General features: G+C 37.5%; 18 protein-coding genes and 1 riboswitch. Of the genes, 9 read left to right on the top strand and 9 right to left on the bottom strand.

Going from position 1 to position 18,785, the window contains the following annotated elements; genetic code table 11:
* Positions 1-10 precede the first annotated feature (10 nt).
* A complete protein-coding gene (locus tag JK629_RS14665; protein WP_202336352.1) occupies positions 11-712 on the bottom strand; it encodes a TlpA family protein disulfide reductase in 702 nt (233 codons plus the stop codon).
* Positions 713-830: 118 nt separating this feature from the next.
* The gene (locus tag JK629_RS14660; RefSeq protein WP_202336351.1) at positions 831-1,397 is read right to left on the bottom strand and encodes a DUF2892 domain-containing protein; all 567 of its coding nucleotides are present in this window, start codon (positions 1,395-1,397) and stop codon (positions 831-833) included.
* A gap of 252 nt (positions 1,398-1,649) precedes the next feature.
* On the opposite strand from JK629_RS14660, the gene rpmH reads away from it, so the two are divergent.
* The 3 genes from rpmH (at position 1,650) to JK629_RS14645 (ending at position 5,426) form a co-directional block, all read left to right on the top strand.
* Positions 1,650-1,811 carry a 50S ribosomal protein L34 gene (gene rpmH / locus JK629_RS14655; protein WP_202336350.1) on the top strand — a complete coding sequence of 54 codons (162 nt, stop codon included), beginning with the start codon at positions 1,650-1,652 and terminating at the stop codon, positions 1,809-1,811.
* Between the two features lie 99 nt (positions 1,812-1,910).
* Positions 1,911-4,763: a carbamoyl-phosphate synthase large subunit gene (carB, locus tag JK629_RS14650; protein ID WP_202336349.1), complete on the top strand. Its 2,853-nt coding sequence runs from the start codon at positions 1,911-1,913 to the stop codon at positions 4,761-4,763.
* An 81-nt stretch (positions 4,764-4,844) separates the two neighbouring features.
* On the top strand, positions 4,845-5,426 hold the full coding sequence (locus tag JK629_RS14645; RefSeq protein WP_202336348.1) for a T9SS type A sorting domain-containing protein: 582 nt from the start codon (positions 4,845-4,847) through the stop codon (positions 5,424-5,426).
* 11 nt (positions 5,427-5,437) lie between these two features.
* On the opposite strand, the gene JK629_RS14640 is transcribed toward JK629_RS14645, so the two are convergent.
* The 5 genes from JK629_RS14640 to JK629_RS14620 are packed head-to-tail and all read right to left on the bottom strand — an operon-like array spanning position 5,438 to position 10,031.
* Positions 5,438-5,806 carry a 6-phosphogluconate dehydrogenase gene (locus JK629_RS14640; protein WP_202336347.1) on the bottom strand — a complete coding sequence of 123 codons (369 nt, stop codon included), beginning with the start codon at positions 5,804-5,806 and terminating at the stop codon, positions 5,438-5,440.
* 3 nt (positions 5,807-5,809) lie between these two features.
* Positions 5,810-7,138, bottom strand: coding sequence for a DNA recombination protein RmuC (rmuC, locus tag JK629_RS14635; RefSeq protein WP_202336346.1), 1,329 nt, complete (start codon positions 7,136-7,138; stop codon positions 5,810-5,812).
* Positions 7,139-7,164: 26 nt separating this feature from the next.
* Positions 7,165-7,959, bottom strand: coding sequence for an ABC transporter ATP-binding protein (locus JK629_RS14630; protein ID WP_202336345.1), 795 nt, complete (start codon positions 7,957-7,959; stop codon positions 7,165-7,167).
* On the bottom strand, positions 7,960-8,991 hold the full coding sequence (locus JK629_RS14625) for a FecCD family ABC transporter permease (RefSeq protein ID WP_202336344.1): 1,032 nt from the start codon (positions 8,989-8,991) through the stop codon (positions 7,960-7,962). It abuts the gene before it with no gap.
* Positions 8,991-10,031, bottom strand: coding sequence for an ABC transporter substrate-binding protein (locus JK629_RS14620; protein ID WP_317193647.1), 1,041 nt, complete (start codon positions 10,029-10,031; stop codon positions 8,991-8,993). Before JK629_RS14620 ends, JK629_RS14625 begins: the two co-directional genes overlap by 1 nt.
* A 150-nt stretch (positions 10,032-10,181) precedes the next feature.
* Positions 10,182-10,394, top strand: a riboswitch (cobalamin riboswitch).
* 29 nt (positions 10,395-10,423) lie between these two features.
* Here JK629_RS14620 and JK629_RS14615 point away from each other — a divergent pair.
* Positions 10,424-12,256, top strand: a complete 1,833-nt coding sequence (locus JK629_RS14615; RefSeq protein ID WP_202336342.1) for a TonB-dependent receptor — start codon at positions 10,424-10,426, stop codon at positions 12,254-12,256.
* Between the two features lie 11 nt (positions 12,257-12,267).
* Positions 12,268-13,317 carry a YncE family protein gene (locus JK629_RS14610; RefSeq protein WP_202336341.1) on the top strand — a complete coding sequence of 350 codons (1,050 nt, stop codon included), beginning with the start codon at positions 12,268-12,270 and terminating at the stop codon, positions 13,315-13,317.
* Positions 13,318-13,388: 71 nt separating this feature from the next.
* Here JK629_RS14610 and JK629_RS14605 read toward each other — a convergent pair whose 3' ends face one another.
* Positions 13,389-14,786, bottom strand: coding sequence for a S41 family peptidase (locus JK629_RS14605; protein ID WP_202336340.1), 1,398 nt, complete (start codon positions 14,784-14,786; stop codon positions 13,389-13,391).
* 208 nt (positions 14,787-14,994) lie between these two features.
* Between JK629_RS14605 and JK629_RS14600 the strand changes: the two genes are divergently transcribed.
* From JK629_RS14600 to JK629_RS14585, 4 genes are read left to right on the top strand one after another with little or no spacing between them, the layout of a single operon-like run.
* Positions 14,995-15,501, top strand: a complete 507-nt coding sequence (locus JK629_RS14600; protein ID WP_202336339.1) for an RNA polymerase sigma factor — start codon at positions 14,995-14,997, stop codon at positions 15,499-15,501.
* The gene (locus JK629_RS14595) at positions 15,488-15,928 is read left to right on the top strand and encodes a hypothetical protein (protein WP_202336338.1); all 441 of its coding nucleotides are present in this window, start codon (positions 15,488-15,490) and stop codon (positions 15,926-15,928) included. Before JK629_RS14600 ends, JK629_RS14595 begins: the two co-directional genes overlap by 14 nt.
* 43 nt (positions 15,929-15,971) lie before the next feature.
* Positions 15,972-16,511 carry a DUF4252 domain-containing protein gene (locus tag JK629_RS14590; protein WP_202336337.1) on the top strand — a complete coding sequence of 180 codons (540 nt, stop codon included), beginning with the start codon at positions 15,972-15,974 and terminating at the stop codon, positions 16,509-16,511.
* 2 nt (positions 16,512-16,513) lie between these two features.
* A complete protein-coding gene (locus tag JK629_RS14585; protein ID WP_202336336.1) occupies positions 16,514-17,053 on the top strand; it encodes a DUF4252 domain-containing protein in 540 nt (179 codons plus the stop codon).
* 70 nt (positions 17,054-17,123) lie between these two features.
* Here JK629_RS14585 and purB read toward each other — a convergent pair whose 3' ends face one another.
* The gene (gene purB, locus JK629_RS14580) at positions 17,124-18,467 is read right to left on the bottom strand and encodes an adenylosuccinate lyase (RefSeq protein ID WP_202336335.1); all 1,344 of its coding nucleotides are present in this window, start codon (positions 18,465-18,467) and stop codon (positions 17,124-17,126) included.
* Positions 18,468-18,785: the final 318 nt, after the last annotated feature.

Below are 18,785 nucleotides of genomic sequence, written 5' to 3'. Positions count from 1 at the left end.
TTTTATTCTTTTATGGGTTTTGTTTTGAAGCGAAGTGCTCTTTCTCTTCGTCTCCTAAGTTCTTCAGAAGCGAAATGCCATTTAAAAACGAATTGTAGTTAAGTTCAAATGAAATTTCATATTTTTCATTATATGGATGCAATACGCCACGCCTTACATCTACAATGCGTTTATTTTCATCAATAAAAAACGAAGTGGGAAAGCCAAGACTGTGCTTCATTATTTCCACAATGTGGTCATTGGTATTTTCCTTTTCATCCACGTAAATTATATTGATCCTCTTGGAGTAGTCGCGGGTAGATTTTCGAACATTTTCTTTTGAGTCCCAAAAAAGCACCACAAAGTCAATGTCTTTATAATGTTTTTCAGCTATTTCGTTCAAGGCTGGAATTTCACCCACCCCAGGGGTACACCAAGAAGCATACGTCATCAAAAAAATTGGCTTCTCAAATTTATAAAGCTCAATCTTTCTGCCGGAAAGTTTTCGAACTTTAAAATTGTCCAGATAACTTCCATTAATTACATTATTTATAAGGGAATCAAATAAAAACTCTGCACGTTCAAAATCCTGTTCGGCATAGGCCATTTGTGAATTTTTCGTATATTTTCTTATGTTTTTTCCAATCGCTTCGGAGAAATAGCTTTCTTGCCCAATCTGTGATTGTGCTGAGAAGGAAACCAATAAGAAGAGATAAAGTAGTTTTATACCCATAAGCAAAAGCTTTGGGCAAAGGTAGTCTATTTAGTTGATTAACAGTGTTGTATTCGATAAAAGGCTCTCTAAAATCGTTTAAGTGTATGAAAGCAAAATAAGCCTTTTGAGAAATTCATTAAAACCTTCTGCCTCCACGACCGCCTTTTCCAAATTGCTGTCTGGGCTGCCCCATCTTTTTCATTTGCTGCTTCATCATTTTTATCTGGTCGTCCAACATATTGTGCTTATCCAGTTTTTTAGCTTCGCCCATAAGCTGTTCCGCCTCACGCTTGCGGTTTTTGGTCATTGCGATTCCGGCAAGGTTCAATTTTGTCATTGCCATATCTGCAGACATGTTTAAACCTAATTTTTCGGCTTTTTTGAAATATTTCTCAGCTTCTACCATATTGGTTTGCGAAATCATCAAACCATTTAAGTAGTTGTAATAACCTTCCTGTTTTGGGACCAATGCCGCACTCGGGTTCTTTATTTTATCTAGCCATTTTTTAGCTCCGGGAAAATCCTGTTTCCGAAGGCGCAGAAAAGCGAGCAATATTATTTCATTCTTAAAATAGAGGAAAACAAAAATTAAAGAAAGCAGAATTAGCATAATGCCATTGCCAATATTTGTCTCGATGAATTGCCAGACCGCTGCGCCAATAACTAATGCAGCCAATACTAATTTTATATTTTTATTGAACATGTCTCATCTTTATAATGGGCTGCAAAGGTATGAAATCTAAAGACTTTTTTTAAGGTTTTGTGACTTCTGCAAGAAATAATTTCAAAACTAAAAGAGATGGGCTAAAATTAATTTTGAGACCAAAAAAAAATCTAGATATTTTTCAAAAAAAGGTTTGCCTAAGTAAAAACTTGTTGTATTTTTGCACCCGACTTTTGAGGTAGTACCCAAAGGTTCTTAAAAAGGATATTACGGAAGTTAAAGAATACTAAAATGAGCAAAAGAACATTTCAGCCATCAAAAAGAAAAAGAAGAAACAAACACGGTTTTAGAGAGCGTATGGCTTCTGTAAACGGAAGAAAAGTATTGGCTGCCCGCAGAGCGAAAGGTAGAAAGAGACTTTCTGTATCTTCTGAATCCCGTCACAAAAAATAATGTTGATAAGTTATATATAAAAGGTGTTGTTTAACTGAGCAACACCTTTTTTTATACCCTATTGGTTCGTAATTTCGCAACACTGAAAAAATAAAAAAAATGCCGAAAAATCCCTCCATTAAATCTGTACTTATTATTGGCTCAGGCCCTATTGTTATTGGGCAAGCATGTGAGTTTGACTACTCTGGTTCACAATCATTGCGATCCTTACGTGAAGATGGAATTGAAACCATTTTGATAAATAGCAACCCGGCAACAATTATGACGGATCCATCAATGGCTGATCATATTTACCTCTTGCCGCTTACCACAAAATCAATTGTAAAAATTTTAAAAGAACACCCGCAGATTGATGCAGTACTTCCAACGATGGGCGGGCAAACAGCACTCAATTTATGTATTGAAGCGGATGAAAAAGGAATTTGGAAAGATTTTGGAGTAAAGTTAATAGGTGTTGACATCAACGCAATTAACATTACAGAAGACAGAGAGGAATTTAGAGGGTTAATGGAAAAAATAGGGGTAAAAATGGCGCCACAGGCAACAGCCAATTCTTATCTTCAAGGAAAGGAAATTGCTCAGGAGTTTGGCTTTCCATTAGTAATCAGGGCGTCTTACACCTTAGGCGGTGCGGGAGCTTCAATTGTTTATAAAGAAGAAGATTTTGACGAGTTGCTATCTTACGGATTGGAAATTTCACCCATACATGAAGTGATGATCGACAAAGCGATGATGGGGTGGAAGGAATATGAACTTGAACTTCTCCGTGATAATAATGATAACGTTGTTATTATTTGCGCAATAGAAAATATGGACCCGATGGGAATACATACGGGCGACTCTATAACAGTTGCGCCAGCAATGACCTTAAGCGACCGTACGTATCAAAAAATGCGTGATATGGCAATACATATGATGCGGAGTATAGGGGATTTTGCTGGTGGCTGTAATGTTCAGTTTGCAGTTAGCCCCGATGAAGAAGAAGATATTATCGCAATTGAGATTAACCCTCGTGTGTCGCGCTCTTCGGCTTTGGCTTCAAAAGCAACGGGATATCCTATTGCCAAAATCGCCACGAAATTGGCAATTGGTTATAGATTGGATGAATTAAGCAACCAGATTACAAAATCAACCTCGGCTTTATTTGAGCCAACTTTAGATTATGTAATCGTAAAAATACCGCGTTGGAATTTTGATAAATTCGAAGGTTCCGACCGTACTTTAGGACTTCAAATGAAATCGGTGGGGGAAGTGATGGGTATTGGTCGATCCTTTCAGGAAGCGCTTCACAAAGCCACGCAATCTCTTGAAATCAAAAGAAACGGAATTGGTGCCGACGGAAAAAGTTACACGAATTACGAGCAGATTCTCGATAAACTGAAAAACGCAAGTTGGGACCGCGTTTTCGTAATTTATGATGCGATACAGATTGGAATTCCGCTAAGTAGAATTCACGAAATCACAAAAATAGATATGTGGTTCCTTCGTCAATATGAAGAGCTGTTTCTATTGGAAAAGGAAATTTCAAAATATACCCTTGAAACACTACCTCGGGAATTATTGCTTGAAGCAAAGCAAAAAGGCTACGGAGATCGCCAGATTGCACATATGCTGAAATGTTTGGAAAGCCAAGTTTACAAAAAACGTGAGGAAATGAATATTCAGCGCGTGTATAAATTGGTGGATACCTGCGCTGCGGAATTTAAGGCGGAAACACCGTATTATTATTCCACTTTTGAAAATGAAATGCAAAAAGAAGGCGAAAAAGCCTATTCGGAAAACGACAGCGTAGTAACCGATAAGAAAAAAATAATTGTCCTCGGTTCGGGCCCGAACAGAATTGGTCAGGGCATCGAGTTTGATTATTGCTGTGTGCACGGCGTACTTGCCGCTGCGGAGTGCGGTTACGAAACCATAATGATAAACTGTAACCCAGAAACTGTTTCCACCGATTTTGACGTTGCCGACAAACTTTATTTTGAGCCCGTTTTCTGGGAGCATATTTACGACATCATCCGCCACGAAAAGCCCGAAGGGGTAATCGTTCAGTTGGGTGGCCAAACGGCTTTAAAGCTTGCTGAAAAGCTAGATCGTTACGGAATAAATATAATTGGAACAACCTATAAATCACTGGATTTAGCAGAAGACCGCGGAAGTTTTTCCACACTTTTGAAAGAGAACGACATTCCTTATCCGGAATTTGGCGTAGCTGAATCAACCGAGGAGGCTTTGGCGCTCGCAGACCAATTGGATTTCCCTCTTTTGATTCGTCCTTCCTATGTTTTGGGCGGACAGGGAATGAAAATCGTGATTAACAAAAAGGAATTGGAGGAGCATGTTGTTGATTTGCTTCGTAAAATTCCAAATAACAAATTATTACTTGACCATTATCTCGATGGCGCCATTGAAGCGGAAGCCGATGCTATCTGCGATGGTGAAAATGTGTATATTATAGGAATAATGGAACATATTGAGCCCTGCGGAATACATTCGGGTGATTCGAATGCAACTTTGCCTCCCTTCAATATTGGTGAATTTGTGATGCAACAGATTAAAGACCATACACAGAAAATTGCAAAAGCCTTAAATACTGTTGGACTAATCAATATTCAATTCGCTATAAAAGACGATAAGGTTTACATTATTGAAGCCAACCCACGTGCCTCGCGAACGGTTCCATTTATAGCGAAAGCATACGGCGAGCCCTATGTGAATTACGCCACAAAAGTAATGCTGGGACATAACAAGGTTACAGATTTTGACTTTAATCCAAAATTGGAGGGTTTTGCCATAAAGCAACCGGTTTTCAGCTTCAATAAATTTCCAAATGTAAACAAGCAATTAGGCCCCGAAATGAAAAGTACGGGCGAAAGTATCCTTTTTATAGATAGCCTTAAGGATGATGCTTTTTATGATCTTTACGCCAGAAGAAAAATGTATCTTAGCAAGTAATAGACTGTTTTTGCGAATATTGCCTATAAGTCGTTAATTTTTTTTGTAAATTTATACTATAACCTGCTAATACTATCAATTATGAATAAAATTACAACCTTGATTGCTTTTTTTGTAATTAATTGTTTGTACTCCCAAGCCACATTCGACCTGGATTGGGCAATAGGTATAAATGGTTCCGCTGCAAGTGTAACTATTGAAACGGGTGATACTGTTAGATGGACTTTAACAGATAATGTCTCTCATACAGTCAGCAGCGTACCGGGCAGTAGTGTTCAAACTTTTGATAGTGGCACCCTGAGCGGTATGGGTACTCAGTATTCTTTTACATTTAGCGTTGTGGGAGCCAATGAATACAGATGCAACTTTCATCCAGGGTCTATGTTTGGGACGATTAGTGTGGAGCCGACAATGTCAATTTCTGATAAGTTTGTAAAAAACCTCAATTTCTATCCCAATCCAGTAAAGAATGAATTTACTATTTCTTCATTGTTTAAAGTGGATAGCTACCAAATATATAACGTGTTGGGAAGTTTGGTCATAGAAGGAAAAGGCTCTGGGAATATAACCCAAGTAGATATGAGCCGCATGAACAGCGGGTTGTATTTTGTAAAAGTCACTTCAAATAATCTGCAGACTACGCTGAAAATAGCAAAAAAATAAAATTTTAGATTCTATTGACGATTAAAATGTGGGGATTGTTCTTTTACAACATCGTTAATAAAATATTTAGTGTCGCCCCAAAAAAAGAAAGTGGTAAAGCGTTCCACATAACTTACTTTAACATAATTGCCTTGATACTCTTTTAGTTTTTCAATTACATCTTTTTCTTGATCCAAAACTGAAAACGAAAAAATCTGAGCACCACTAATGCCCTGACTGATTTCTCCTTCCCAGGTTTTTACCACTACGCCTTTATGACTAAACTTAATAAGTTCTCCAGCCCTGGTTCCTTCACTATAAGGAACAAAGTACACAAAAGCGAAATAAAGCAAATAAAGCGCTAAAAGGCTGCCGAGGATAATGAATAATATTTTTTTCATAAATTATTTGTTGTCAAAATTTTCCTCTGCCTTTTTAAGTAGTTTCTCATTTACTTGTTTGCTCGCTTTGGATCCCAATTTTTTTAATCGTTCTACTTTAGAAATTAAATTTCCTTTTCCCGTAAGCTTTACCATCGTACTATCATAACTGCCTTTGACCGTATTTAACTGGTTGCCCACTTTTATGAGGTCTTCAGTTAAATTTACGAATTGATCATACAATCTACCAGCTTGTGTTGCGATTTCAATAGCATTCTGTTGTTGTTTCTCGTTGGTCCACATGCTATCTACTGTACGCAAGGTTGCCAATAACGTGGATGGAGTAACAATTACAATATTTTTTTCAAAAGCCCAATTGTAAAGATTGTTGTCCTGGTTAATCGCGACCGCAAATGCGGGCTCGATGGGTACGAAGAGCAAAACAAAATCAGGGCTTTCTATTTCATAGAGAGTATGATAGTTTTTGCCGCTCAATTGCTCAATGTGCTTTTTAAGTGAGTTAACGTGTTCTTTTAAAAAACGAGCTCTTTGGTCTTCGTCATCTTCATTTACAAAGCGTTCATAAGCAACTAATGACACTTTGGAGTCAATAATCATTTTTTTGTTATCGGGCAAATGCAATACCACATCCGGTAAAACACGGCGCCCTTCATCAGTAGTAAAACTGTTTTGCACAAAATATTCACGGTCTTTTTCCAAACCACTTTTTTCGAGTACACGTTCCAAAACCAGTTCGCCCCAATTTCCTTGTATTTTGCTGTCACCTTTAAGTGCTTTGGTCAGGTTGGTAGCCTCTTTGCTCATTTGCTCATTTAGTTCTTTTAGCCCAATAATCTGCTGGCGAAGCATCGCATGGCGATCAATACTTTCTTTGTGGGTGTCTTCCACGCGCTTTTCAAAGCTCTTTATTTTTTCCTGAAGTGGATTCAGAATTATCTCAAGACTTTCTTTGTTTTGCTTTGAAAATTTGGTCGATTTTTCATCCAAAATTTTATTGGCAAGGTTTTCAAATTCCTTTGTAAACTTCTTCTGAAGTTTTTCCACTTCTTCCTTTTGTTCACGGTTGCGGATTTCAAGATTTTCAAATTCTGAATTGCGGCGCGTGAGCAACATATTAATTTGCTCTTTTTCGTGCCTTATTTCGTCTTTTTCGCGTAGAGTGGTTTCAAAACGTTCATTGAGTTTTTCCGCTTGCAGTTGTGCATTCTCAAGGCGCTCCTCAAGTTTACTTGTTTCGGTTTTGCTTTTTAAACGCGCAAAATAATTACCCAAAAATGCACCAATTAAAATGCAAATAGCGGCGAGTAATAGGAAAAGAAATGTTTCGTTCATTGCAATAAATTTTAAAGTAAAGATACTTATTTCCGAATGGTAAACCGTCCGGTTTTTGCATCAAAATCTATGGTTTCTTTCGGGAAAAGTGAGTCAAATCTACCTGATTCAATCAGTTTGCAGGGGTCGTCAAAATATGTTTTTTCTTTTGCCATTATCAACATTTTATCGGTGAGTTGAATGGCCAGATCTATTTCGTGGGTTGAAAATAGAATTGTTTTTTGTGTTTCGGAAGCTAACTTCTTCAGTAATTTTAAAATATAGGCACGGTGATAAATGTCCAGATGCGTTGTAGGTTCGTCCAATATAATTATTGGCGTGTCCTGTGCCAATGCCCGCGCTATTGCCACACGTTGCATTTGGCCGTCGCTCAGTTCAAAACATTTTCTATTAACCAAAACTTCAGTTTCCGTTGCATTTAACGCAAATTGAATTGCGTTTTTATCTTTTTCAGAAAGTGAGCCAATCCAATTGGTATAAGGTTGTCTTCCCAACGAGACCATTTCCAAAACTGACAGATTTTTGGAGGCTGGCGCTTCCGTTAAAACCACACTTAATTGTGTCGCCAATTGAAATGAGGGATATTCGTTTAAATTTTTTCCATTTAAAAATATTTCACCTTTTAATGGGTTTTGCATTCCCGTTAAGGTTCGCAGTAATGTAGATTTGCCAATTCCGTTCGCTCCTACCAAACCGACTAATTCTCCTTTTTCAATTGAAAAATCGATTGTATCGGCAACTATCAGATTGCCTGCTTTTTTCACATACCCCACAGAAAGGTTTCGTGCTTCCAGAATTATATTTTTTTCCTTTGGATCCATTTAGAAGAAAAGTTTTCGTTTACGGACCAAAAGCCAAATCACAACTGGTGCGCCAATAAGCGAAGTGATAGCGTTTATAGGCAATGTAAATTCACTGAACGGCAATTGCGCCACCGTGTCACAAATTAACATTAATAAAGCACCACAGACCAATACGGCCGGCATTAAGACCAAATGGTTTGAGGTTTTGTAAAATTGCCGTACCAAATGAGGTACCGCTAGCCCAACAAAGGCAATGGGTCCCACAAAGGCCGTAATGCTTCCGGCAAGAATACTCGTAGCGAGAATTATTATAAAAGTGGTTTTTTTAATATGAAGCCCCATGCTTTTTGCATAATTTTCACCTAAAAGTAATGCGTTCAATGATTTACTGCTAAAAATACTTAACCCCAAACCTGCCAAAAAACAAATTGCTAAAGTCATAACACCTTGCCATGATTGGTTTCCCAAACTTCCAAAACTCCAAAAAATGTATTGTTGCAGCTGTTCTGCATTGCTGAAATAGGACAGAACAGAAACCACAGCAGTTGTTACGCTGCCAAACATCAACCCGATGATCAATATTGCCATAGTATCCTTTATTCTGAAAGTTACAGCAAGCACAGCAAGCAGCACCAAAAAACTCCCCAATGCGGAAGCGATTACCAAGCTCCACTGACTTAATAGTAATGTTCCAAAAAAACCTCCAAATGCACTGGCTCCCAAAATTAAAAATGCGACGCCTAAACTTGCGCCGCTACTCAATCCTAAAACAAAAGGGCCAGCCAAAGGATTTCTGAATAAGGTTTGCATCAATAATCCAGAAATTGCCAAGCCACCGCCGGCAATCATTGCCATAATTGCTTTTGGTAAGCGATAGTCCATTAAAATATAGCGCCAAGTTTCTTTTGAGGTTCCATTTCCTATAAAAACTGAAATTATTTCATCTAATGGAATAGAGACCGAGCCCATGCTTAAATTCAGCAAAAAAGCTGCAATGAGCACTAACAATAGTAACATAAACTGAACCCGATATGCTGCTGTTGTTTGCATTATTGAAGTTGGTCAAAAAAGAAAATATCGTGATCGGGCAACAATTGTGGATGTAAAATTTTAATGAGGTCTTTCAATACCAAATCTGGGCGGTTGGGCGCCAGTTCATAATAAACAATTCCACCCGATTCACCTTTTTTCATGCTATATGAATACACTTTTCCATTTTTATAGGCTTTAAACTGAGAATAGGCCTGACTTGCGTTTTTCATCTCACCCAGACTGGTAAATTGTCCCGGCCCAATCCAAATGTCGGCGTTGTGGCCTTTTTCTAAAACAGACTCCAAATTTAATGATAAACTACCGGTACCTTCAGAGTCTTTCCAAAGGTAATCGCCATTTGCGTCAGCTATAAACTGTGCTCCCCAACTGCCGCCCTGGGGCATATACCACACATCTTTATACATTGCGCCACTTATTACAGTAGGTGTTTCCTTGGCTTCGGAAGCTATTTTTTTTGCAGAAAGATATTCAGTTTCAATATTTTTAAAAATACTGTCTGCTTCATTTTCTTTGTCGAAAAGAGCGCCAAAAAACTTGATCCATTCTGCTTTTCCCAATGGTGAAGTTTCCGTCCAATCTGAATTGTAAAGCACGGGAATCCCCGCTTTTCGAAGGGTTGAATAGGCAGAATTGTTTCCTTCCACGGCAAAACCAATCACTGCATCGGGGTTCAAATCTATTAAAATCTCTTTGTTTAAATCTTCGTTTTTACCAATCTCAGAAATTTTTCCTTCAGAAATTTTTGTTCGTGTTTTTTCTGAAGAAATATAATTCAGATTTGGAAAACCGATTATGGTTTCCAATTCATTGAGCATTTCCAAAGAGGGGATGTGGGTAGTAGAGGTGACCACTATTCGTTTCACGGGAACTTCAACCACGGCGTCATAATTTTCAGGGTTTTTTAGGGGACTGTTTTTTTTAACTAAAGCATATTTAAATGTTTTGTCAGTTCCCGGCCAAGGGTTTTTCAATGTTATTACTTTTATATTTCCCTGATCTTCAATTTCAAATCCCTTTGCATATATAACCTCAACCATTCTTTGGTTTTGAGATTCGCTTTTTGATAATTTGGGAGCGTCGCTGTTGTTTCTACAAGCCGCGAAAAAAAGTAAAAAACTTAAGAGGAAAACAAATTTTTGCATCTTCAAAAATAATGGTTTTGTTTGGGCGAACTAATTTTTAAAACCTATTTTTGCAATGAATTTTGGTGAGCTGTTTTTCGTATTGGGAAAAGCTCTTAAAAGGGAATTCGGTTAAAATCCGAAGCTGTTCCCGCAACTGTAAGTCGTCCCAAAGATTTTTTTGGGCGTGCATGCTTCAAACACCACTGTTCGCATTTGGCGGATGGGAAGGTTGCACAAAAGACAAGCCAGGAGACCTGCCTTATTCATAACATAAAATATCAAACTTTCGGGATAAAGGTTGAATTATGAAGCAAATAGGTTTCCATATTATTTTGATTATTTTTCTGTGTTCCATTTCTGCGAATGCACAATTGGATAGTATTCAGCATTTGCTCGAAGTTATGCTGACCGATTCTAAACTCGTACATTTTTCAAAAGGTTTTAAACTTGAAAAACTTGATGATTCCATTGTGGGGAGAAATGCTAGTTCACTAACAGAAACACTTCAGTATAATTCTACAATTTATTTTAAGGAGAACGGATATGGTATGGTTTCCTCTCCTTCCTTTCGAGGAACAAATGCCGCCCAGACTGCCATAATTTGGAACGGAATCAATATAAATTCGGTCTTCACCGGGCAGACCGATTTTAATATAATTTCTCCATTAAACTATGATGAAATTTCAATAAGAAGTGGCGGTGGTGGGGTACAATACGGCAGTGGTGCCGTGGGTGGCAGTATTCATTTAAATAATACTTTTTCTTTTAAAAAAATAGATACCACGGAGCTTGGCCTTCGCTTTGGAAGTTTTGCAACTTTGGGGGGCAGTGTCAGTACTACACATACCTGGGGCAATCATTATTTGAATGTAGGTGTGGATTTTATCAGTTCAGATAACGATTACGATTATGTGGGAAAAAATCAAAAAAACAATCACGGAGAATTTTTACGTTTTTCAGCAAAAATAAATGAAGCCCGAAAACTGGAGAATGGCGTGGCAACCTGGAATTCGGAATATATCTATAACGATCGAAACTTTTCAGGAAGTTTAAATACGGTTGGGAAAGATGCCTATATAGACATCGCTACGCGGAATCTTTGGCAGATACAGCAAAAATTGGGAGCATTTCAGACAAAAATTGCTGCGGCACATCTCTTTGAACAGTTCCGTTACTTCCCCGATAGTGAAGAATCATTTTATGACGAAGGAAGCGCCAATACATTTGTCAGTTACCTTCAAGCAGAGGTTTTTCTTCTGAAGAAGTTACGCGTTAATGGAAAGTTGGAGTATAATTATATCACTGCTGAAGGGACTAATGTGGGAAAAAATGACCGAAAAACGCTGGCTACAGTACTTTTGTTGAATCATAGGGTATCTAAGAATTTCAGTTATGGATTGAATCTACGGAAAGAGTTTTTGAATGATTTTGAAAATCCGTGGCTCTTTTCTGCAGATGCAAAGTGGAAAATCTCTCCACGTTATGGAATTCGATTAAATGGTTCAAAAAACTACCGTGTTCCTACATTCAACGATTTGTATTGGTACGCAGGCGGAAATCTTGAATTGCAACCGGAAACTTCGTATCAAGGGGAATTTGGACAGGAATTTTCATTTGGAAATTTTAATGTCGATGTTGCGGCTTATTATATTTTTTCCGAGGATTTAATAAAATGGATCCCCGGAAATGGAGGCCATTGGCAACCTGTGAATATCCAAAAAACAACCAATTATGGTCTTGAGGCAGTTGTTGGTTATTTTATTAAATTAAGCAAAGACCAAACATTGGATTTCAACGCAAATTATTCCTATACGCAGGCGGAAGATTTGGAAAAGAAAAAACAGCTAATCTACGTGCCCTTCCATAAAGCCAGTGGAATGTTACAATATAATTATAAAAAGCTTGCTGTTTACGCTCAAGGTTTGTGTAATGGTAAAGCTTATACCACAACCGACAATAGTGATAGTGTTGCGGGTTATACTGTTTTCAACTTTGGCGCAGAATATAAATTACCTTTTGAACCAAATATCACTTTTGGAGGAAGACTTAAAAATGTTTTCAACACCTATTATGAAAATGTTTCTTTTAGACCCATGCCTTCGCGAAATTTCGAAATATTCTTAAACTTTAAAATATAATTAAAATGAAAATGATGAATAAAATACTTTTTTTAGCTATTACAGCTCTATTTTTTGTGTCTTGTAGCAATGACGATGATGGCCAGGCAGAATACGTACCCGCGGCTTTTGAAAAGGGAATTTTAGTAACCAATGAGGGGCCCTTTGGAAACGGAAGTGGAAATATCACATTCATTTCTGAAGATTACAGTACTGTCACGCAAAATATTTACAGAACTGTAAATGGTACCGAATTGGGCAATGTAGTCCAATCCATGGGGTTTCAGGATGACAACGCTTATATTGTTGTAAACAATTCAAACAAAATTATGATTGCTAACAGGTATTCCTTTGAAGCTGTTGATTCAATAAAAACCGGAATTAATAATCCACGTTACTTTATGGGGGCCGATGGAAGTAGAGGGTATATAACAAACTGGGGAGATCCCAACGACAACGCTGATGATTTTGTTGCTGTGGTAGATTTGCGTAACAATACAGTGTCATCCACTATTCCAGTTTCTTTTGGGCCAGAGCGTATAGTATCCTATAATAATAAAATTTATGTAGCCCATCACGGAGGATTTGGACAGAACAATTTAATTTCCATAATTTCTGGCAATACACTTGAAGGTACAATTACGGTAGGTGATGCTCCAAACTCCATGGGGGTTTCAGGTAATTCCTTGTTTGTTTTGTGTGGAGGAAACCCAAGTTATACTGGTAATGAAACGGCCGGTTCTCTTGTGGAAATAAACCTTTCAAACAACCAAGTTTTAAATACATACACTTTTGGAAATACAGACCATCCATCGAGTTTAACAATGGATGGAAGCAATCTTTTTTACTCTTTAAACGGAAAAGTATATAAGCTAAACATGGGTTCTATAACCTTACCCGGAAACGATATTGTCAATGGCTTTTTCTATGCTTTGGAAGCAAAGGATGGATTACTGTATGTTACAGATGCAGACGATTTTGCGAGTAGAGGGTCTTTAAAAATATATGACCTTTCTACCAACCAACAGATTCAAGATTTCCAAACGGGAATTGTGCCGGGAGGAATTTATTTTAATGAATAATATTCATTAGAATAAAATAAATTTAAAGCGCCCATTAACCGACGGTTAATGGGCGCTAATTAATTATAATATTATTGATTAGCAATCATTTTTCCATCGATAGGGGAGTTTGCATTACTATCTGTAAACTCTTTAAGTTTTGGAACTTCTCTTTTTACTGGAAAGGGTTTTCCTGCTATTTCAAATAGGGCCGCGGCCAATAAAGGCTCGTTTTCATCTCCTAATTCACCCAAATTAAAATAATTTTCCTGTAATGGAATCTCTGGAAATAAACCCTCTACGTAATCAGTATTCCCTGCCACGTTTGCAGTCTTGAAAACCAAAGGAAGCATGGCGTAATAATGAGATGGGTCTGCATATTGTCTACTAAAAGCAGGTGCTGGAGCATCATAAAGCAAAAACGAGGCTTGGAATTTTCCAGTAGTTGTATCACCCACTTGGACAGTATTGATATAAGGATCGAGACCGTTTATGACTAACTCACTTGCAGAAGCTGTTCTTTGGGTAGTAAGAATATATACATTGGCCAAGTTAAGACTGTTTATGGCTGATCCGTTGCTAATGGTACTATCAAACAGACCATCCTGTGCGTTTTCGGCCTGCCGATCTTCATTCCAAAATTCTTTGTAAAATACTTGTCCGTTAAATTGCCCCGTAATCATGCTGGCAAGGTCGGTTGCGGTTTCTACCGAGCCACCACCATTGTATCTCAAATCCAGAACCAAATTGGTTACGCCTTCAGATTTTAGTTGTGCAAAAGCATTGTTGAGTTCCACCTCGTAATCTCGGGTAAATGCATTATACATTATGTATCCTATCTTTTCACCGTTAATATCCAGCGTTTTTACTTTGTAAACTGGATTCTCGTTATATTGGGTTTTGTTTAGCAAGGCCGTCTCACCGGTTGGAACAAAATTTGAACCATCATATGTTGCAAGTCCAATTGTATAGCTATTTGGCGCTAACAAATCATTAAAATTGTTTTCGGTTAATTGTTGGTTGTCTATGGTTGTGAAAATATCGCCCCTCTCTAACCCCTGCGCTTCGGCATCAGTATTTGGTAAAACATAGCGTACGTAACCAAACACATTCCCACTACCGTCGGGATAATATACTAAGCCAAATTCCATTCCATTGCTTAGGCTAATTCCGCTTAGGGCATCTTCTATTACCCTAAAATCACTGTAAAGGTTACTGAAGCGGTCCTGTGGCGACAATAGATAATCAAAGAGGGATTCTGGGGTGTCATAATTGTTTAAAAAATCCTCCAATTCCTCCTGGTTTGCAAAGGCATCATTAGCAAGTTCAGGAGTGTCGGCTTTATAGAGGTAATAATAATTTAACCCTCGGTAAATAAAATTTTGAATATCAAGGGTGGATGCCGATCGAAAATTATCGTCCGCATCTTCAAAACAAGAAACAAAAAGTACCGAGATAGTTAGAAGGGAAATGAAAATTTTTCTTTTCATAGATAGGTTTTATTAAGTATTCTTTTAAACAGGTAAATTAGGGATTATATTGTAAAGGTAAAAATATGCTTTTTAGTGGAAAGTAATCCGAGTCTTTATTCAGTATCAAATTTTGTCGAAAATTCATGGATAAAATTTCAATGTAACAAAAATAGAACCTGTTCGTCATTTAAATAGACGGCACCAAAACCAATGACCAAACCAAAAAATGGAAAAGACTGAATTTATTGCTTTAGTAATACCTTTTAAAGATAAATTGTACCGTTTGGCAAAGCGAATTTTAATATCAAAAGATGAAGCTGAGGATGCCGTGCAGGAAGTATTTATGAAATTGTGGAATGGAAAACAAAATATTGAAAACTATAATAATCCTGAAGCGTTTGCAATCACAATGACGAAGAATTACTGCTTGGATCGTTTGAAATCGAAACAGGCCTCAAACCTTAAAATTGTGCACAGCAATTATCAGACTTCCGAAAATATTGAAAAAAAAATTGAGGCAAATGATGGGGTTGAAATGGTTTTTAAGATAATGGAAACTCTGCCAGAACAGCAGCGTATTGTACTCCAACTGCGCGATGTAGAACAATTTGAGTTTTCTGAAATTGCGCAGATGCTTGATAGTAATGAAACAGCAATACGAGTGGCACTATCCCGGGCCCGAAAAGCAGTTAGGGATGCAATGATAAAAAATTATAATTATGGAATCAGCTAATATAAAACAAATACTTGAAGCCTATTTTGAAGGCGAAACCACCCTTGCAGAAGAAAAATTGCTGGAGAACTATTTCAATAATGAAAAGATTTCCGGTGACTTGCTTCAGTACCAACCCCTTTTCGCAGGATTGAAAGCCGCAAAAGCAGAACAATCCACCCGAGCTTTTAATTTACCCGAAACATCCAAGCAGAAAATAATCAAGACCTGGTGGTATGGAGTAGCTGCAATGCTTGTGGTAGCGTTTGGCGTGGGTACTTTCTTCTTTTCGCAACCGCAGTATTCACAAGAAGAAAAAGAAGCTTTGGCAGCGTTTGAAAAAAGCAAGCAAGCAATGTTATTGCTTTCTGAAAATTTAAACAAAGGGACACAACAGCTAACACATGTAAGTCAATTTGAAAAAACAAAAGATAGAATTTTTGAATAATAACCTTTAAAAACAAACAATAACTTAATAACCCTTATAAACGATGAAAAAAGCAGCAATAATAATAGCACTGGCAATAGCACCAATGGTTTCTTGGTCACAGAACGCGTTTGATTCCTTTGAAAACGAAAAGGACGTAACCGCTGTGGTAGTTACCAAAAATATGTTCAAACTTTTGAGCAAAATGGACCTTAATTCCACCGACCCGGAAGCACAAGCATATCTGAAAATGGTGAACGATTTAGAAAACATCAAGATTTTTACAACAGATAACCCTGTAGTGTCTTCAAAAATGGATGCTGCGGTAGCAAAATATATTTCAACCTCTAAGAATTTGGGTGAATTGATGCGCGTAAAGGAGGATGGGAGAAATATTAAATTTTACAGCAAAGAAGGTAAGAACGAAAACTTTGTAAGCGAACTATTGATGCATATGGACGGAATTGTGGACGGAAAACCTACAACCATTATAATGAGCATCACTGGAAATATCGATTTAAAACAAATTTCAAAGCTTACTGAGGACCTGAAGGTTCCCGGTAGCGAAGAACTGAAGAATATCGATAAAAAGAAAAAACAATAATTATGATACTGGTAAAATATTGTATGGTCTTAGCGCTAACTGCAATAGCCCTAACTTCCTGTAGCGACAAGTCTTTGCAGAAGTATTTAGTAGAAAAACAGGATGATGACAAGTTCGTAAAGATGGACATCGCTGCTAGTTTGCTTCAAGGAAACACCAGCAATTTCACCCAAGAAGAAAAGGATATACTGAACACTATAAAAAAAGTAAATGTGGTGGCTTACCCTATTATTGAAGGTGACACTGCAGATTATGTAAAAGAGCGCCAAGAACTTAAGGCAATTTTGGATCAAGAGCAATACAAAGAATTGACCCGGATAAAAAGCAACGATTGGAATGCTACCTTAAAATATATGGGTGAAGAAGACGCCATAGACGAGGTAATTGTTTTTGCAATTGATGATACACGTGGCTTTGCGGTTTTTAGATTGTTGGGAGATAATATGCGTCCAGATCAAATGCTAAAACTTATGAAATCTGCAGAGCGGGGTGATTTGGACGTCTCTAAACTAAAAGGTTTCGGAGAAATTTTTAAAGATTAAAGTAGTTGATTAATAGTAAGAAAGGGCTTCTTCCTTAAATTTGGATGAAGCCTTTTTTATATTCAAGAATCTAAATTCCAGTGTAGTTTGATGGGGTGATGTTTCGCATTTCCTGTTTAACACTTTCAGGTATTTCTAGCGTTTCAATAAAATTTGCAATGGAAGTTTGGTTAATACGTTCATTGGTTCGCGTCAATCCTTTTAACGCCTCATAAGGATTAGGATAGCCTTCTCTCCTTAAAATGGTTTGGATGGCTTCTGCCACAACAGCCCAATTGTTCTCCAGATCTTCATCAAATTTTGATTGGTTCAACAATAACTTGTTCAGACCTTTCAAAGTAGAGTGAAAAGCTATAAGCGTATGCCCAATGGGAACGCCAATATTTCTTAAAACCGTGCTATCGGTAAGATCGCGTTGCAATCTACTTATAGGAAGTTTTCCCGAGAGATGCTCAAAAAGCGCATTCGCAATCCCCAAGTTTCCTTCACTGTTTTCAAAATCTATAGGGTTTACCTTATGCGGCATGGCGCTGGAGCCTACTTCACCTTTTTTAATTTTTTGTTTGAAATAATCCATTGAAACATAGGTCCAAATATCCCTGTCCAGATCAATCAAAATATTGTTGATTCGTTTCAAACAATCAAAAAGAGCTGCCATGTGGTCGTAATGCTCAATCTGGGTGGTAGGAAAGGAGTGGTGCAGCCCTAAATTATCCTGCACAAATTTCTTTCCGAACGCTCTCCAATCAATATCGGGATAGGCTACTTTGTGTGCATTGAAGTTGCCTGTGGCGCCACCAAATTTCGCGGCACTTTTAATATCATTCATCAAATCAAACTGTTCCTCAATTCGCACCACAAAAACTTCTATTTCTTTACCCAAACGTGTTGGGGAAGCGGGTTGGCCGTGCGTTCGCGCAAGCATGGAAACTTTTGCCCATTCTTCGGAAAGTGATTTCAATTTATTTTTAACTTCCTCCAAAAGCGGAACGTACACGTTGTTTATGGCATCTTTAAGCGAAAGTGGAATGGCAGTGTTGTTTATATCCTGTGAAGTCAGGCCAAAATGGATAAACTCTTTATATTTCTGAAGGTTTAAAGAATCAAACTTTTCCTTTATGAAGTATTCAACGGCTTTTACATCGTGGTTTGTTACCTTTTCGGTTTCCTTGATTTTAACTGCATCTTGAACGGTAAATTCAAGGTAGAGGTCTCTTAATTGGGAAAAAATGCTTCGATCAAAATCAATTAATTGGGGAAGTTCCAATTCTACCAAAGCTATAAAATATTCAATTTCTACCTGTACACGGTAACGTATGAGGGCTTCTTCAGAAAAATAAGGGATAAGGCTTGCCGTTTTTGAGGCGTATCTACCGTCTATCGGGGAAATGGCTTGTAAAGCGTTAGTGTACATGGTTCAAAATTTAAAACCGCAAAGATACAAAAACACCGTTGAGTTATACCGAAAGGGTTTGATTATTAAAATGCGACAACTGTTTTGCTATTTTATTAAAGAACTGCCAACAAATTGGTTTTTTAGGATAATGTATAGTTAAAAAAACGTATGCCATTTCAATTTTATGGTTTTGTTGGCTTTCAGAAGTTTATTGGTTAGCTAAATTTAAATGTGAAAAGAAAATGATTTATTAATTTAAAACAAGTTTGCTATGAGTACACAAAATCAAAACCAAGAGTGGAATCCTGAAAATCAACAGCCAAACCAACAGAGGAA

It is taken from the genome of Aequorivita iocasae (assembly GCF_016757735.1).
Lineage (GTDB): Bacteria > Bacteroidota > Bacteroidia > Flavobacteriales > Flavobacteriaceae > Aequorivita > Aequorivita iocasae.
Note: the sequence above shows the minus strand (reverse complement) of the source record. Positions and strands in the feature narration are given on the sequence as shown.